This is a genomic window from Vibrio stylophorae, assembly GCF_921293875.1.
Taxonomy (GTDB): Bacteria; Pseudomonadota; Gammaproteobacteria; order Enterobacterales; family Vibrionaceae; genus Vibrio_A; species Vibrio_A stylophorae.
Window position 1 is genome coordinate 401,542 of sequence record NZ_CAKLDI010000002.1, and the last position, 13,731, is coordinate 415,272.

Genomic DNA, 13,731 nt, shown 5'->3' on the forward strand with positions numbered 1-13,731 from the left:
TTCATTTCTGTTTACTGATTGTTTTTGGATTTTTATTTTGCAAAAGGGCTGCTGTTCGATATTCATGCTAATGTGGGACACCTATCTTTTTTGAAACCTCCATCGATGAGCTTAATCGGTATTTTTGTTGCACTGGGTTTTGTGCTTTTCGCCAATATTATTGAAGGCGGCCACCCGAGTGCCCTACTTAACGGCCCTGCATTTTTAATCGTATTGGGCGGGACCATTGGCGCCGTTTTGGTGCAATTTCCTTTTCGCACCTTTGGTGACTTACTTCGTCGTCTAAAGTGGCTTCTAAAACCACCAAGCTATGACCTTTTTAGTACCGCCAGCGATCTCGAAAACCTAGCGACCATTAGCCGTCGTGAAGGCTTGCTTGCACTAGAGACTGAGCTTGAAAAGTATGAAGAGCCCTTTTTAAAACGCTCACTTCAAATGCTCATCGATGGCATGGAGCGAGAAGCGCTCCTAGATATTTTGGATAGCCAAGTCGAAAACCAAAAACAGCGTACCGAACAGATCGCCAAAATCTATGAAGCCATGGGTGGCTACTGCCCAACCATGGGGATTTTAGGTGCGGTACTTGGCCTTATTCACGCCATGGGCTTGTTGGATAAACCTGAAGAGCTGGGTCATGGCATCGCGGTGGCCTTCGTGGCAACCATTTATGGTGTGGCCTTTGCGAATATCGTCTTCCTACCCTTTGGTAACCGCTACAAAGCCTTTGCAGAAGAGCAAGCGAACTATTATCGCATGATTAGTGAAGGCGTTTTTTGTATCGCCAGCGGCAGCTCACAATTAGAGCTACAACGCCGTCTTGGTAACTATGTTGCGCATCCTAAATTTACCGGTGAAGGTGAAGCATGAGAAGCCGACACCGTAATCAGGGCGGGGAAGCGCCTGAAAACCATGAACGCTGGCTGGTGTCCTATGCCGACTATATGACGCTTCTGTTTGCGCTGTTTGTGGTGCTTTATGCCTTTGCCATGAGTGAAAAAGGCAGTACCCAAAGCATGGTGAATAATCTAATTGCCTCTTTGCAGCAAAGTGGTCTGATTGCGGGAACGCCGGGCAATCCCATCTTTAGTCAAGGCACTGGGATCAGTGGCACTCAGGGCAACCCCAGCCCCATGCCTGAAAAAATCAACCTGCGCCCGATTCAGCAGCCCTTGCCAACCGCTTCACAAAATCATCTTGCTCAAGATAGTAAAGATGCCAATTCAGCACTGGTCAAATCACTCACCACACTGCGCTCCATTTTAAAAAATGAAATCAAAAATCATGAAGTTGAAGTGGAACAGCTCGGTCAGCAATTACGAATTCGCGTAACCGCGCCCATTCTCTTTGCTGCGGACTCTGAGTATTTACAACCAAAATTTGACCCGCTGGTTGCCAGTATTGGCCGCGCCTTAAGCCAAGTGCCGGGGCAAATCACCATTACAGGCCATACCAACCAACAGCCGCCCAACCATGAGCTCTATCGTAACAATTTTGAGTTATCTGCTTTGCGCGCTGTGTCTGTGGCCAATATTTTAATGGAACAACATGGCATTCCACCCAAGCGAATCACGGTTCAAGGGGTTGGTGATACCCAGCCGATTGCGCCTAAAAATGATCCCGCCAACCGCCGTGTTGAGATCACCATAATGCAGGGCAAAGCCAGTCAAGAAGACGAAATGCTCAACGACAAAGGCCAGCTCGTCAAAGTTGCAGCGCCAACAATGGCTAGCAAAGCTAAGCCCGAGCCCAAAGCGCAATCCGCAGCGCCAACTAATCTCGTGAATCAACCGCCGCAACCAACCATGCTCAGCGAAGATGGCGTGATGCCACCACCACCGCCGATTCTCAAAGATGGCCAGCCGCTGGATAATTAAAAGCCTGTCATGGGTGAAACCAATCACAGCACTACAAAATCATGATTGAAAGACGTCCTTGGACGTCTTTTTTCATTTGCGATACATACGTGCTCTATTCGAAATTTCACGATTTACTATATAGTACGCTATACTGTTATTTTATATGGCGGAGATATCATGACAAACGAACAAAAAGTACAACTCATCTTGCACTTTCTTAATATGAAGAAAACAAGGGCCACATATAAAGCACTCGCAGAAGTCTTATCAATACCTGCAGTTGCAGTCAGTCAATATCTCGGTCAACCACGCCCATTTGCATCATGGGTTGTAAGTAGCGATCCAAAGAAAAATCACATGCCATCTGGATATGAATCGAACTGTATTGCCCCAGAACTGATTCACTCAGAAGTACTACTCGATGGCGAAGCGCTTTTAGCTTTAATTTCTGATGAAATTTAATCTAAAAAGTAGTCCCACAGCCCCGAACAGTCTGCTGCTTTTTAATGGTGAGTATATATGCAACTATTTGATATTATTTCTCTTTCTTTCAAAGAGCTTAAAAATACAAATTGTAAAATTCATTTGGCTGTATGGAATGGGGAAAAAGATCCACTTGATGAATTTTTGAGCGGAAAATTTGAAGAATGGCAACGCTGGCAATCTAAGCGCAACTTTGAAAGAAAATTTATTGTGTCATTGATTCAACTGCCGGGACATGACAGATGGTTGTTTGCTGGATGTTATCGACCTCTAAGTTGTGAGTATATAGATAATGAGCAATGTCACTATTATTCAACTCAAGAGATCAGTGAAACCAAGTGCTTATCTGGTAGATTGATAGTTCAATTTACACGATCAGGTAGGCAATCATATCTTTTAGCAGAGAATTGGTCTGAAAAAATATCAGTTCTAGAATTACTGCCTAAAAGAATGGCCGTTAAGGAGTTCTCTGGTTACCAAGATTGCTTAATTAGTAAAGAAATCCTCGATCTTATCGTTTCACAAGAAATTGATTCGTGGAAGTCCGCGTTATCCTCTGTTTCTGGAATTTATCTCATTACCGACAGATTGAGCGGTAAGCTTTATGTTGGTAGTGCAACAGGTGATAAGGGGATTTGGCAAAGATGGTGTGATTATTCCTTAAGTGGACATGGTGGAAACAAAGAGTTGATAGCGTTACTAAGTGAAAAAGGTTATGAGTACGCAAACAACTTTCAATATTCTGTCTTAGAAATTGCCGATTATCATACTGATAAAGTCTCAATTATTGCGCGAGAACAATATTGGAAAACAGTATTGTGTAGTAAAGAGCATGGCTACAACAGAAACTAGGGCACTAGATAAACGAGCTAAAAGCAGTGTAATCAATCCGCGCTCTATCTCTTAATCTGCTGGCTTCACATCCACAAGGATGTACCCCAAAGCCTTCATGCAGCTACCGCCCTTTTGCAAGATCTGCAGGGCTTCGTGAAAATCATGCTCACTAACTGGATTTGCGACGCGAAACGCGGCCTCTTGCAGTCGGCATTGCTGCGCGGCTGTCTCGATTTCTGCCGCTGACACAGGCTCTCCAGCTGTGGTGACCCATACCTTGGGTTGATAGTTTTCTGGCATGGTCGATGTTGACTCAACCTGCGGCTTATCCGCCACCGTTTGTGCGCACCCCATCAGCATCATCGATAGGGTGGCCAACATCACTCGCAATAATCCTTTGAAGGGTAAGCTTTGCTTCTTTGTTTTCATAAAAACTCTTACATAATGCGTTGCTTTGTGCATTATTGATTTTAATGCCGTGTGCTTGGTTCGTAAGCTTTAATCAAATCGCAGTCCACACGCTGCCATCTGCCTTGAAATAGGTTTCATTAACCAAACGCCCCTTCTGCATCTCTTGCAGGTGACGTAGTTGGCCACTTCGATAGTAGCTTTTAGCAAGTGCGGTACGTCCTTGGTCGTCATACCAATAGTGATGCCTCAACTCACCGCTTTGATAGAAAGATTGGCTCTCACCTACTCGGCGGCCATGGTCAAAATAATCGATCTCATTGAGCTGACCATCATCATAAAAGAGCTGCCAGCAGCCATGCTCTAGACCCTGCGCATCATAGCTACCTTCCAGCATCACTTGGCCATTGCCATGGTAGTGCTGCCAAAACCCGACTTTCAGGCCATTGTCACACTCACCTTGCGCATACAAACTATCACGATGATAAAGTTTGGCAGCGCCACTATAGCGCTGCATCGCTTTTAGAGTACCGGTGTATACCACCTCAAACTTGCCTTTGATGGTCCATTTGAGTTTGACGGGTTTCACTCAGTTTCCACCATAGCTAGGGCATTCATCTTGGCTTGCATCTCGGCGTCATAGGCACGGCCTTTGGCAAAAAACTGGCGATCATAATCATTAATCTCGCGCAATACGCGACATGGATTACCCACAGCGACCACATTGGCGGGAATATCTTTAGTCACCACACTACCAGCACCAATCACGCTATTCTCGCCAATGGTGATGCCCGGCAAAACGATGCTATGGCCGCCAATCCACACATTGTTACCAATATGAATGGGTAAATTGAACTGAGTAATTTGTTGACGCAATGAAGGCTCAATGGGATGGCCAGCAGTGGCCAGTGTGACATTGGGACCAATCATCACATGGTCGCCAATATAGACATGGGTGTCATCCACCAGCGTTAAATTGAAATTGGCATACACACAATGACCCAAATGGGTATGTTTGCCCCAATTGGCACGTAGCGGCGGCTCGATATAACAATCCTTGCCAACGCTGGCAAAAATTCGCTCCATCAGTTGCTGACGAAACTCCACTTGCGAGGGACGCGTTTGGTTAAAATCATAAAGCAGTTCTAGGCAGTTTTGTTGCTCTTGAATCAAGGCGGCATCACCGCAGTCATACACATTTTGGCTGTGTCGTTTGTCTACTTTTTTCGCTTCGTCAGACATACTTCATTCCGTTGATTTACTTAAAAAATCAATCTAACACAGTGAAAATTTTGAATCTGTAATTGCCATCATAATTCGCTGCCATCTTTGCTTCTCATCTTTTTGTTCTCATTCAGCCTTTCAACCATGCCCCGATGGCTGGGAACATTATGCGGCTTTAAGCAAATTATGCCCTGAAAGCAAAAAGACCCACACCAGTACTGTCCACCAGTGAATCAGTACTGGCACCCAAAAACTGCGGCTTTTGAAATAGCCATAGGCGCAGCAAAGGCCAAGGCAAAATACAATGGTTAAAAAGGCGAAATTGTAGAAAAAGGGCTGGGCCGTTGGGTTCCAAAGCCATGCATTCAGCGGGTGCCACAACACAAAGAGTGCGCTACTCAGCAGCGCCATCCCCACTTGTTTGCCGGCGGAGCGCTCAAGCACTGGCGTTAACAGCAGATAGCGGAAAAATCCCTCTTCCAGCACGCAAGGAAAAACAAACAGCGTGAGGATCAACCACCAATGCGCGCGAGGTGAAATGGGCTGCCATTGAAAAAGCTGACTGACATAACCAATGGCCAATGCCAGTAACGCGTATAGCAGCGCCATAGGCAACCAAAGGCGAGCCTGATTGAGCGGTGAGGTGGTCAACGCTTGTCGCCACCACGGGTTAGAAAATAGAGAACGATGATATGAAAAATGATTGCGGAAATATTGAAGCATCACGAGCATCCTTGCCGTTGTTGTCTTTTGTTATCTTAAGTCCGATTTCATGAACGATTGATTTACCCTTGTTGTCGCCACCAATGCAGCAAGTGAAGTAAGGCAAAGCCGCCATGTCCATAGAAATAAAGCTCAATTGCGCCCACTGCGGTTTTATGAATACTTAATAAAAGCGCAGAGTCAAACCCCATTTGCGCGACCACAAACCAAAGCGCGCCCGTTGCCACTGCCAATAGCAGCGCTAACAACCCCAAACCTTCAACTGTTGCCGCAAGGCCACCAGGTACAGGCTCAGGCAGGCGCATAGCTTTCAACTGCTTGAGGTCGGCAATAATTTGCTGCCAATGACCACCTAGCCATGGGTAAAGATCCTGAGAACCACGGCGCAGATACACTTTTGCGAAAAAAAGTAGCGCAAAAAGCGTTAAGGTTAAACCGGCTACCATATGATACCAGCCCGTCGCGGTAATTTGCGACCAAGGTGTATCAGCATGAATATGGATAAAAAAAGAAGACAGCAATTGGCCAAGTACCAGTAGCAAAATCAGATGGTGAAAATGGACTTCCCCACGTGGCAGGCGCTCAAACAGTACTTTTAATCCAGATTTTAATTGATTCAACATGATTCATATTCCTGTTTTTTGCTCAGCATAAAGGATAGATAAGCCCTCGCCTATCCGCGGCGTATTGAGGCTTGATCACAACTGTCTCACAAAATTGCCAATCTTGAATCAGCGATACAATCCAGTCTTATTATCAAAAAAAATTTGAAAGTCATTCATCATCCACGCAGGTTATCGATTCAAGCTATCCTGATAGGATGCTTGCCAATGTCAAAGCGCGACCTTTCTGGTTACCTTGGCGCTTGACGATTTATTGATGATTTCAGAGGAAATGGGTATGACGCATCCAATCATTCGCGACCTTAACGTTCGTTACACCACCAAAAAATTTGATGCCGACAAGCACATTAGCCATGAAGATATGGCCGTGATTGAAGAAGCGCTGCGTTTATCTGCGTCATCCATCAATTCACAACCATGGAAATTTATTATTTTGGCTTCCGACGATGCCAAACAAAAATTCCATGACACCTTTGCCAATAAGCATCAGTTCAATCAGCCGCATGCCAAAGCGGCCTCACACACAGTGCTAATGGCCTATGACCCATATTTCAGCAAAGACAAATTCGCCAAACGCGTCGATGCTGAAGTGAGCTCAGGTCACCTACCCGCAGAGATGTATGACACCTTTATGGGTGCCTATGCGTTTGCGCAGGCGAATACCGACGAAACGGGCTTTAACGGTAACTGGACCAAGGCACAGGTTTATATTGCGCTTGGCAATTTACTGCACACACTGGCGCGTTTGGGTATTGATTCAACACCGATGGAAGGGATCGACAGTGAGCTCATTGGCGAAACCTTTAAAGATCAACTCGATGGTCATATCTGCCAAGTTGCAGTGGCCATTGGTTATCACAAAGACGGTGAAGACTATAACCATGGCCGTCCAAAGGCGCGTCTACCGCTTGAAGCAGTGGTCACGACCCTATAAAAGGGACCTCTATAAAGGCGCTCTTGATAAAGGGACTTTCTATAAAGGAAGTTTCACGCCGCACGAAGCAGCGGTCGAAAAGCAATAAAAAAGCCACGCAATTGCGTGGCTTTTTTGCATCAAGGGATCAAGCATCATTGATCGCGCAGATTATGCGGCTTGTTTGAGCTGCTCGAGCACTTGCTCCATAGACGGCAAGACGATGTGACCCAAAGCGCGAACCTCATCACTTGGCTCGACTAAATCAGGAATTTGGAAAGTTTGCATTCCCGCAGCCATTGCTGCGCGTGTGCCATTGTTGGAGTCTTCAAATGCGATGCACTGCGTTGGATCAACACCCAAACGCTCTGCGGCGAGCAGATAAATCTCAGGATGTGGCTTACCATGTTTGACCTCATCTCCCGTTGAGATGGAATCAAAATAAGGCGTTAAACCAGCCAGTTCCAGCTTCACCTCAGCCACATCGCGACTTGTTGAGGTCGCAACCGCCATTGGAACACCCTGCGCTTTGAGCCAGTCAAGCAAGGCGAGTACACCGGTTTTCACTGGAATAGCTTCATGCAGCACCACGGCATTATATGCAGGACGCCAGGTGTCATGAATACGCTGGTAATCATCACCGTAAAATTCAGTGAAAATGCGTTGAATATCCACGGCATTGCAGCCAATCATAGAACGATAAACAACGTCATCAAAAGGTAGTTCTAACTGTTCGCAAGCTGCTTTAAAGACGCGCATACAAACGCGCTCAGTATCGAGCAGCAAGCCATCCATATCAAAAATTGCAGCTTGAAAATGCATGAAGCTCTCCCGTAAAAAACGGTGCATTGTCCCATATCTAGGTAGGCGGCGCTAGTTAACTCATGAGATTGGCATGCCTGTCATGTACGAATTTCGCCACAAAATCGATGAGCGCGCGAAGCCGTTTCGGCTGATATCGCTGACGATGGAAAATCGCCGAAAATGGCACAGCTGGGATCAGCCAATCAGGCATCACAGGTACCAATTCACCGCTTTCAATCAGCTCAGGACAATAGATGGATGGCACACGAATAATCCCTAAGCCCGCCTTTGCTGAAGCAACAATGCTGCGGCCATTTTTACAATAAAATGGCCCACTGACCACCAGCTCTTGGCTCTGGGAGGCATCCTGTTTATGCTGAAAACGCCAGCGCGTCACGCTACCAGTGAGGCAGCGATGCTGACGCAGATCTTTGGGCGATTGCGGCGCGCCATATTGCGCCAAATAATGGGGACTAGCCAGCGTGACCATTTCAATCATGGATAAAGGTTTGGCAATAAAACCCGCATCATCGAGATCGCCCATGCGAAAAGCGATATCAAATTGATCGGCAATTAAATCAATTCGCGGGCTGGAAAAATCGAGCTCAATTTGCACCTTGGGATGCTGAATTAAAAAGGCACTGATCGCATCAGTAATGATCCCCTCGCCAATAGGGCCACCAACACAGTTCACGCGAATTTGTCCACTCATTTGACTGCTATCATCCACCGCAGCCAGCACCCCCTGCTCCAATTGCTTGAGCGCTAATTTACAGGCATCAAACAGCTGCTCACCGGCTGGCGTCAAGCGCATGGTTCGGGTGGTTCGCACCATTAAACTCACCCCTAATTGCTGCTCGAGGGATTGCATTTGCCGTGAAATATGGGAGCGCGACACCGCAAGCACCTCAGCGGCTTTGGTGAAATTACCAAGCTCAGCCACACGCACAAAAGCACGAATATCAGTCAAAGAAATCTGGTCTATCATTCGGTCAGTTCAGCCATTTTATTGTTGCCAATGAACAACAGTATTTTGACTCAATTGCTATATATCAACAAACGCTCTTTCGCCTAAGATGCTTACCCAATGCAAAAGATGCTTATCAAGTGTGAAAGCGTTCAGATATCAACTTATTGCCTCGGCAATTTAGATAGGAATTATCAAATGAAACCATTAGTTGTGATCACAGGTGCAAGCTCAGGTATCGGTGCTGCCATTGCAAAACGTTTTAGCGATGAAGGCCATGCGCTTTTGTTGCTTGCACGTCGTGTTGACCGCCTTGAGGCTCTGAACCTACCCAACACCATTTGCGCGCAAGTGGATATCACAGATAAAGCGTCTCTTGAGCAAGCCATTGCCCAAGCAGAAAGCCAATTTGGTCCTGTGGATTGTTTAGTCAATAACGCAGGTGCCATGCTACTGGGTCAGATTGACACCCAAGATGCGAGCGAATGGAAACGTATGTTTGATGTCAACGTACTTGGCCTACTCAACGGCATGCAAGCCGTGCTTGCACCAATGAAAGCACGCCAAACTGGTACCATCGTCAACATTAGTTCTATTGCAGGTCGTAAAACCTTCCCGGATCACGCGGCCTACTGCGGCACTAAATTTGCGGTACATGCCATTAGTGAAAACGTGCGTGAAGAAGTTGCCGATAGCAATGTGCGCGTGACCACCATTGCCCCTGGTGTGGTTGAAACTGAGCTTTTGTCTCACACCAGCTCAGATGAAATCAAAACCGGTTATGAAGGTTGGAAAACCAGCATCGGCGGCGCGCTCGTTGCTGATGATATCGCCCGTTGTGTGCTATTTGCTTATCAACAGCCACAAGGCATGTGCGTCCGTGAGATTATGGTTGCACCAACACGTCAGCAGCCATAATTGCATCATTTCACACTGTAAATTAGTGCGATTTAAATCTGAATCACATAAAAAAGCCCTGAAATTTCAGGGCTTTTTGCTTTCATATCGCAGATAACAAAATGCATTAAAGCGGGCATTTTTGGTAATTGGAAATCACGCAAATATTTGCGGTATCAATTAATGTGGCAATTCTGGATAGCGTTATCTGTCGATTAAATCGCTTGATAGCTGCAGTCAATTTTTGCCGCGAACGCTCACTCATCTCACTGAAATCTGGGTGCTGTTTTAAGATCACCGCCCACATAAAAGCATGCTCTAAGGACACAAATTGCTCAGCGTCTGATGCATGCTTGGGATCTTGCGTAAAATAGAGCAGCATCATCTCCTCTTGTGCATGGGGATTATGCGCCTTCGCTTGCTGTCGTAATCTCTCAACTGCGGCTCGTTTTTGCTCACTCGTCTTCGCGTTTTCTAAATCAAATAACACCACCAAGGTTTGCGCTTCGGGTAATCCTAAATCCGCAGCTTGATGAAATAATGAAAGCGCCTTTGCGCGGTCCACTTCGACACTGGTGCCACTGAAATAAAAACGCCCGAGCATCAACAGCGCGTCTGGATCCTGAGACTGCGCCGCGCGGGTTGCCCAATTAAAAGCGATTTGCGGCTCATGATGCTCAAAATAGTGCAGCGCTAAATCATATTGCGCTGGCGCATAGTCTTGATCAGCTGAAAGGTGAAGATATTTCAGCCCCGCTTGCTCATTCACGGCTTGTGTCAGCCCCAAATAATGATCAAGCCCCAATAGATAGTTACCGCGTGGATCCTGTATTTGTTGCAGCTTCGCAATCCAATGCATAGCTTGCGCATGGTTTTTCTCAAGCCCATGCACCCCATAAAGATAAAAACGCGCTAAATCATATTGCGCATCCACTAAATTGAGCGCCGCCGCTTGTTTCAGCCAATAGATGGTTTTCTCTGAGTCCATGGGTAACCCCATTTGCGGACGAAAATAGCTATACAGGGTCGCCAGTTCATACATCGCGGGCGTGTGCTGCTGCGCAGCGGCAAGTTCTAACCAATATTGGGCACTGGTTAAATCAGGTGGTGCAATTTCATCGTCTAAATAAAACAGTCCCGCATAATATTGTGCATGGGCATAACCTTGCTGAGCCGATGCCATGATCCAATCAAATGCATCAAGGTAGGTGTTCTCAGGAAACGCCTCGATAATTGAAAGATATCCCATTTCAAATTGCGCTTTGGCATCACCCTGCTGAGCCTTTTCTGCAATCGCTTGAACCTGCGTATAGTTGGCCTGTTGCAGTGACACTTCGAGTTCATTGAGCGCTTTCGCTGTGTGCAGACTTTGCGTGCTTTGACACCCCGCAAGCATCCACAGCGCAAACATCATCAACGCCAATTTGATATCTTTCATTCAATATCCCTACATCTGCTTTAAATCGATTGAATCGCCAGCTATTTGAACATGTTTTGCGCTCAATTACTGCTTTATTTTCAATCACTTTGTTGCCGCGCATTTAAAATAACGTCACTCTCACCTCAAACAAGCCTCTAAATCTACAGCAAGGAATCAACATCAATCAGGTGCATGATGAATCAAAGCAGCGCACAAAGCGCCAAAGTCCGCTTGCCATCGCATTCATGCTCGATTGATTGATCCGTCCACTCCCTCACAAAAATAGGTTAGACTCAAGGCTGCACCTCGATTGAAAGCAAGGATGAAACACATGGAATTGGAAGCGTTTTTAGCCACACTGATGCAGCAACCCGAAGTGATTGAGTTTGAGCAAACCATGGCAGTGATCGATCACAGCTATGATTTTATCCCCACCGCTTTTCGCAATGGCGAGACCAATAACCAAGCGGGTGAAAACAATGGCTCATGTAAGATATTTGCCTTTGCATCACTCAATAAACTGACGCCAGCACAAACGCTTGCATGTTTTGGCCGCTTCTATCGTCAAGATGTACTTGAGCATCCTGAGAATACCGACCATCAAAACATTCGAAATTTCATCAAATATGGTTGGCAAGGCATCGAGTTTCACAATCCAGCCTTACATAAGCGGATCTAGCACTTCATCGCACTGCCAACGATCAAACCGCCATAGCGCGCATCAAATAAAAAAGAGTCGGCATGCCGACTCTTTTTTATTTATACAGTGATTAGCTAAAGACGAATACCGCGTTAATTTGTCAGCTTGCGCCGCATCAGTAACGCACTGTCACCATAGCTTTGACACACAGGCTCGCTCAGCGCAGAAAAGCCATTTTTTTGCCAAAATGACTTCGAATTTTGAATCGAAACAAGGCGAATTTCTTGATACCCCGTAGACTCAGCCACATCCACCAATTTTTCAATCAATTGTGGGCCAATCCCTTGTCCAGCAGCAGTGCTATCAATAGCTAAATCATGCAAAAACAAAATCTCGCCATGACTATCTTCAGGCAATCGCTGCGATAACTTAGGCGGCGTTTCACGATTCCAAGCATGCGCCAGCAGATAGCCTTTAATTTGCTGATCTTTTTTGTATACAAAGCAGCATTCAGGCGATTTTTGCCACTTATCTTGCAAAATCGCAACGGGCTCAGGCTCAATCGACTGATAAGCCTGCACCTGTATTTGATAAATCTCAGGCCATTGATGCGCTAAAATGCGTTGAACTGACATATATAAACCTGTGTTTCACAATAAATGTTTGCATCACGATGTAAATTTGCTGATTAGCGAAATAACACGCGATAAAGCGGCGTTTTCTCAAGCCCTTTAATCAGCAGGAGCGTGAAGGTCACGGTTCCGAAAAAGACCACCGCATCCTTTAGCGGTGCTGCTTGCAATGTGTTTAGCTGCAAAAATCCCGTCAGGTCTAGCATTAAAATCATGATGGGTAAATGCGCCACATAGATGGGCAGTACATATTGCGCCCAGTGAAATACCCAAGGACGATCGCCCAGTTGTGGTGTGGCCAACAAAAACAAGAACAAGCCCGTGCCCCACAGCACAGTTCCAAGCAAGTAATCATTGCTATTAAATGGCTGTTTGAAATCCATAAGGAAATAGGCTTCGCCTAAGTGCATCGCCATACCAATCAATGCCATTGCCAAGGCTGCGCCACGTGACAACCGAAACTCTTTTTCTCGAATCAAAAAGCCAAGGGCAAACATCAAGGTTGAGAAGAATGGCCCATTCCGGGTAAAGCAAAATGCCCAGATATTGGTAAGATTGTAATAACTTCCTGCTGCCACACCGTAGAGATATAAAACGACGGCAATGGGTAATAACCAGCGTGCTTTGTGAAAATGTAAAAGTAGCGCAGTGATCAGTGCTGCCAGCATCAACGCCGGTAAAAACCACAGATGCACCAAGCCACCTTCTAGCAGCGTATTAATTGGGCGACTCAGTAAATACTGCCAATAACCCAGCCGCTCTGCGAGATAGCCATTCTCTAGCAGCGTGCCAAAATCAAATGGCATCAACAAACAAATTACGCTCCAAACGGCGAAGATTCGAAGCAGCGGCGCGCAATAATTTTTTAGCGTCACCATAGGTGCAGCCACCAGCTTTGGCTGAATCAAAAATCCGGCGATCAAAAAGAATAGCGGCACCGCAAAACGCGTGCATTGATTAAAGAGATAGCCAAGCCATGGGGTTTCACCAACTTGCAAATAGGTCATAAACAGTTGGCAGTGCATGGCCACAACAGCAAAAATTGCGATTAAACGGCCAAGCTCTAAACTGGCGATTTTTTTAGTAGGTGTTGGCGTGTTCATTACTCGTTCATCAATCAAAGAAAACACACCATATTTATCAGTTCAGCCTGTTTAAGCAATCAATTCTGATGCTATACCCGCCTGAAATATCAAGAATTCATGTAATTCTAGATGTGCATCAAGTTTCCAAAATAAATCAACGCCCTTGCCAACCTTCAATCACTGAATTGAAAATATTGGTCCTGCGAAATACAGCGCAATACC

17 protein-coding genes are annotated in these 13,731 nt (G+C 46.0%); 7 read left to right on the plus strand and 10 right to left on the minus strand.

The genetic code is table 11. The features are described 5' to 3' along the window. Window positions 1–105: 105 nt before the first annotated feature. From L9P36_RS15485 to L9P36_RS15500, 4 genes are all read left to right on the plus strand, one after another. Complete coding sequence (locus L9P36_RS15485) at window positions 106–867, plus strand: flagellar motor protein (protein ID WP_237468520.1); 762 nt, start codon at window positions 106–108, stop codon at window positions 865–867. After that, window positions 864–1,874, plus strand: a complete 1,011-nt coding sequence (locus L9P36_RS15490; RefSeq protein ID WP_237468522.1) for an OmpA family protein — start codon at window positions 864–866, stop codon at window positions 1,872–1,874. Before L9P36_RS15485 ends, L9P36_RS15490 begins: the two co-directional genes overlap by 4 nt. A 159-nt stretch (window positions 1,875–2,033) precedes the next feature. Beyond that, window positions 2,034–2,318, plus strand: a complete 285-nt coding sequence (locus L9P36_RS15495) for a hypothetical protein (RefSeq protein ID WP_237468524.1) — start codon at window positions 2,034–2,036, stop codon at window positions 2,316–2,318. A gap of 57 nt (window positions 2,319–2,375) precedes the next feature. Then, window positions 2,376–3,191, plus strand: coding sequence for a GIY-YIG nuclease family protein (locus tag L9P36_RS15500; RefSeq protein WP_237468526.1), 816 nt, complete (start codon window positions 2,376–2,378; stop codon window positions 3,189–3,191). Between the two features lie 51 nt (window positions 3,192–3,242). Here the strand turns inward: L9P36_RS15500 and L9P36_RS15505 are convergent, their stop codons facing one another. The 5 genes from L9P36_RS15505 to L9P36_RS15525 form a co-directional block, all read right to left on the minus strand. After that, window positions 3,243–3,602, minus strand: a complete 360-nt coding sequence (locus tag L9P36_RS15505; protein ID WP_237468528.1) for a hypothetical protein — start codon at window positions 3,600–3,602, stop codon at window positions 3,243–3,245. Between the two features lie 73 nt (window positions 3,603–3,675). Then, window positions 3,676–4,170 carry a toxin-antitoxin system YwqK family antitoxin gene (locus L9P36_RS15510; RefSeq protein ID WP_237468530.1) on the minus strand — a complete coding sequence of 165 codons (495 nt, stop codon included), beginning with the start codon at window positions 4,168–4,170 and terminating at the stop codon, window positions 3,676–3,678. Next, window positions 4,167–4,823 carry a sugar O-acetyltransferase gene (locus L9P36_RS15515; RefSeq protein ID WP_237468532.1) on the minus strand — a complete coding sequence of 219 codons (657 nt, stop codon included), beginning with the start codon at window positions 4,821–4,823 and terminating at the stop codon, window positions 4,167–4,169. The genes L9P36_RS15510 and L9P36_RS15515 overlap by 4 nt, the downstream gene beginning before the upstream one ends. Before the next feature lie 147 nt (window positions 4,824–4,970). After that, window positions 4,971–5,528, minus strand: a complete 558-nt coding sequence (locus tag L9P36_RS15520) for a CPBP family glutamic-type intramembrane protease (RefSeq protein ID WP_237468533.1) — start codon at window positions 5,526–5,528, stop codon at window positions 4,971–4,973. 62 nt (window positions 5,529–5,590) lie between these two features. Further along, window positions 5,591–6,151: a cytochrome b/b6 domain-containing protein gene (locus L9P36_RS15525; RefSeq protein ID WP_237468535.1), complete on the minus strand. Its 561-nt coding sequence runs from the start codon at window positions 6,149–6,151 to the stop codon at window positions 5,591–5,593. 277 nt (window positions 6,152–6,428) lie between these two features. On the opposite strand from L9P36_RS15525, the gene L9P36_RS15530 reads away from it, so the two are divergent. After that, complete coding sequence (locus L9P36_RS15530; RefSeq protein WP_237468537.1) at window positions 6,429–7,085, plus strand: NAD(P)H-dependent oxidoreductase; 657 nt, start codon at window positions 6,429–6,431, stop codon at window positions 7,083–7,085. A gap of 150 nt (window positions 7,086–7,235) precedes the next feature. Here L9P36_RS15530 and L9P36_RS15535 read toward each other — a convergent pair whose 3' ends face one another. Together L9P36_RS15535 and L9P36_RS15540 are read right to left on the minus strand one after the other, a co-directional pair. Beyond that, entirely contained in the window at window positions 7,236–7,886 is a 651-nt protein-coding gene (locus tag L9P36_RS15535) for an HAD family hydrolase (RefSeq protein WP_237468539.1), read from the minus strand. Between the two features lie 55 nt (window positions 7,887–7,941). Next, window positions 7,942–8,856, minus strand: coding sequence for a LysR family transcriptional regulator (locus L9P36_RS15540; protein WP_237468541.1), 915 nt, complete (start codon window positions 8,854–8,856; stop codon window positions 7,942–7,944). 177 nt (window positions 8,857–9,033) lie between these two features. Between L9P36_RS15540 and L9P36_RS15545 the strand changes: the two genes are divergently transcribed. Next, a complete protein-coding gene (locus L9P36_RS15545) occupies window positions 9,034–9,753 on the plus strand; it encodes an SDR family oxidoreductase (protein WP_237468543.1) in 720 nt (239 codons plus the stop codon). Between the two features lie 106 nt (window positions 9,754–9,859). Here L9P36_RS15545 and L9P36_RS15550 read toward each other — a convergent pair whose 3' ends face one another. Beyond that, window positions 9,860–11,170 (minus strand): tetratricopeptide repeat protein, encoded by a 1,311-nt coding sequence (locus L9P36_RS15550; protein ID WP_237468544.1) that lies wholly within the window; start codon window positions 11,168–11,170, stop codon window positions 9,860–9,862. A gap of 313 nt (window positions 11,171–11,483) precedes the next feature. Here L9P36_RS15550 and L9P36_RS15555 point away from each other — a divergent pair, with 313 nt between their 5' ends. Then, window positions 11,484–11,831 carry a HopJ type III effector protein gene (locus L9P36_RS15555; RefSeq protein ID WP_237468545.1) on the plus strand — a complete coding sequence of 116 codons (348 nt, stop codon included), beginning with the start codon at window positions 11,484–11,486 and terminating at the stop codon, window positions 11,829–11,831. 113 nt (window positions 11,832–11,944) lie between these two features. Here L9P36_RS15555 and L9P36_RS15560 read toward each other — a convergent pair whose 3' ends face one another. Both L9P36_RS15560 and L9P36_RS15565 read right to left on the minus strand, forming a co-directional pair. Continuing rightward, window positions 11,945–12,427, minus strand: a complete 483-nt coding sequence (locus L9P36_RS15560; protein WP_237468546.1) for a GNAT family N-acetyltransferase — start codon at window positions 12,425–12,427, stop codon at window positions 11,945–11,947. Between the two features lie 53 nt (window positions 12,428–12,480). Then, complete coding sequence (locus L9P36_RS15565) at window positions 12,481–13,527, minus strand: acyltransferase (RefSeq protein WP_237468547.1); 1,047 nt, start codon at window positions 13,525–13,527, stop codon at window positions 12,481–12,483. Window positions 13,528–13,731 lie beyond the last annotated feature (204 nt).

What these genes read in the sequence shown, in the direction of transcription:
- L9P36_RS15565 (WP_237468547.1), bottom strand. Translation starts at nt 13,527, where the DNA reads ATGAACACGCCAACACCTACTAAAAAAATCGCCAGTTTAGAGCTTGGC.
- L9P36_RS15550 (WP_237468544.1), bottom strand. Translation starts at nt 11,170, where the DNA reads ATGAAAGATATCAAATTGGCGTTGATGATGTTTGCGCTGTGGATGCTT.
- L9P36_RS15540 (WP_237468541.1), bottom strand. Translation starts at nt 8,856, where the DNA reads ATGATAGACCAGATTTCTTTGACTGATATTCGTGCTTTTGTGCGTGTG.
- L9P36_RS15495 (WP_237468524.1), top strand. Translation starts at nt 2,034, where the DNA reads ATGACAAACGAACAAAAAGTACAACTCATCTTGCACTTTCTTAATATG.
- L9P36_RS15560 (WP_237468546.1), bottom strand. Translation starts at nt 12,427, where the DNA reads ATGTCAGTTCAACGCATTTTAGCGCATCAATGGCCTGAGATTTATCAA.
- L9P36_RS15520 (WP_237468533.1), bottom strand. Translation starts at nt 5,528, where the DNA reads ATGCTTCAATATTTCCGCAATCATTTTTCATATCATCGTTCTCTATTT.
- L9P36_RS15515 (WP_237468532.1), bottom strand. Translation starts at nt 4,823, where the DNA reads ATGTCTGACGAAGCGAAAAAAGTAGACAAACGACACAGCCAAAATGTG.
- L9P36_RS15545 (WP_237468543.1), top strand. Translation starts at nt 9,034, where the DNA reads ATGAAACCATTAGTTGTGATCACAGGTGCAAGCTCAGGTATCGGTGCT.
- L9P36_RS15555 (WP_237468545.1), top strand. Translation starts at nt 11,484, where the DNA reads ATGGAATTGGAAGCGTTTTTAGCCACACTGATGCAGCAACCCGAAGTG.
- L9P36_RS15525 (WP_237468535.1), bottom strand. Translation starts at nt 6,151, where the DNA reads ATGTTGAATCAATTAAAATCTGGATTAAAAGTACTGTTTGAGCGCCTG.
- L9P36_RS15485 (WP_237468520.1), top strand. Translation starts at nt 106, where the DNA reads ATGAGCTTAATCGGTATTTTTGTTGCACTGGGTTTTGTGCTTTTCGCC.
- L9P36_RS15530 (WP_237468537.1), top strand. Translation starts at nt 6,429, where the DNA reads ATGACGCATCCAATCATTCGCGACCTTAACGTTCGTTACACCACCAAA.
- L9P36_RS15535 (WP_237468539.1), bottom strand. Translation starts at nt 7,886, where the DNA reads ATGCATTTTCAAGCTGCAATTTTTGATATGGATGGCTTGCTGCTCGAT.
- L9P36_RS15505 (WP_237468528.1), bottom strand. Translation starts at nt 3,602, where the DNA reads ATGAAAACAAAGAAGCAAAGCTTACCCTTCAAAGGATTATTGCGAGTG.
- L9P36_RS15490 (WP_237468522.1), top strand. Translation starts at nt 864, where the DNA reads ATGAGAAGCCGACACCGTAATCAGGGCGGGGAAGCGCCTGAAAACCAT.
- L9P36_RS15500 (WP_237468526.1), top strand. Translation starts at nt 2,376, where the DNA reads ATGCAACTATTTGATATTATTTCTCTTTCTTTCAAAGAGCTTAAAAAT.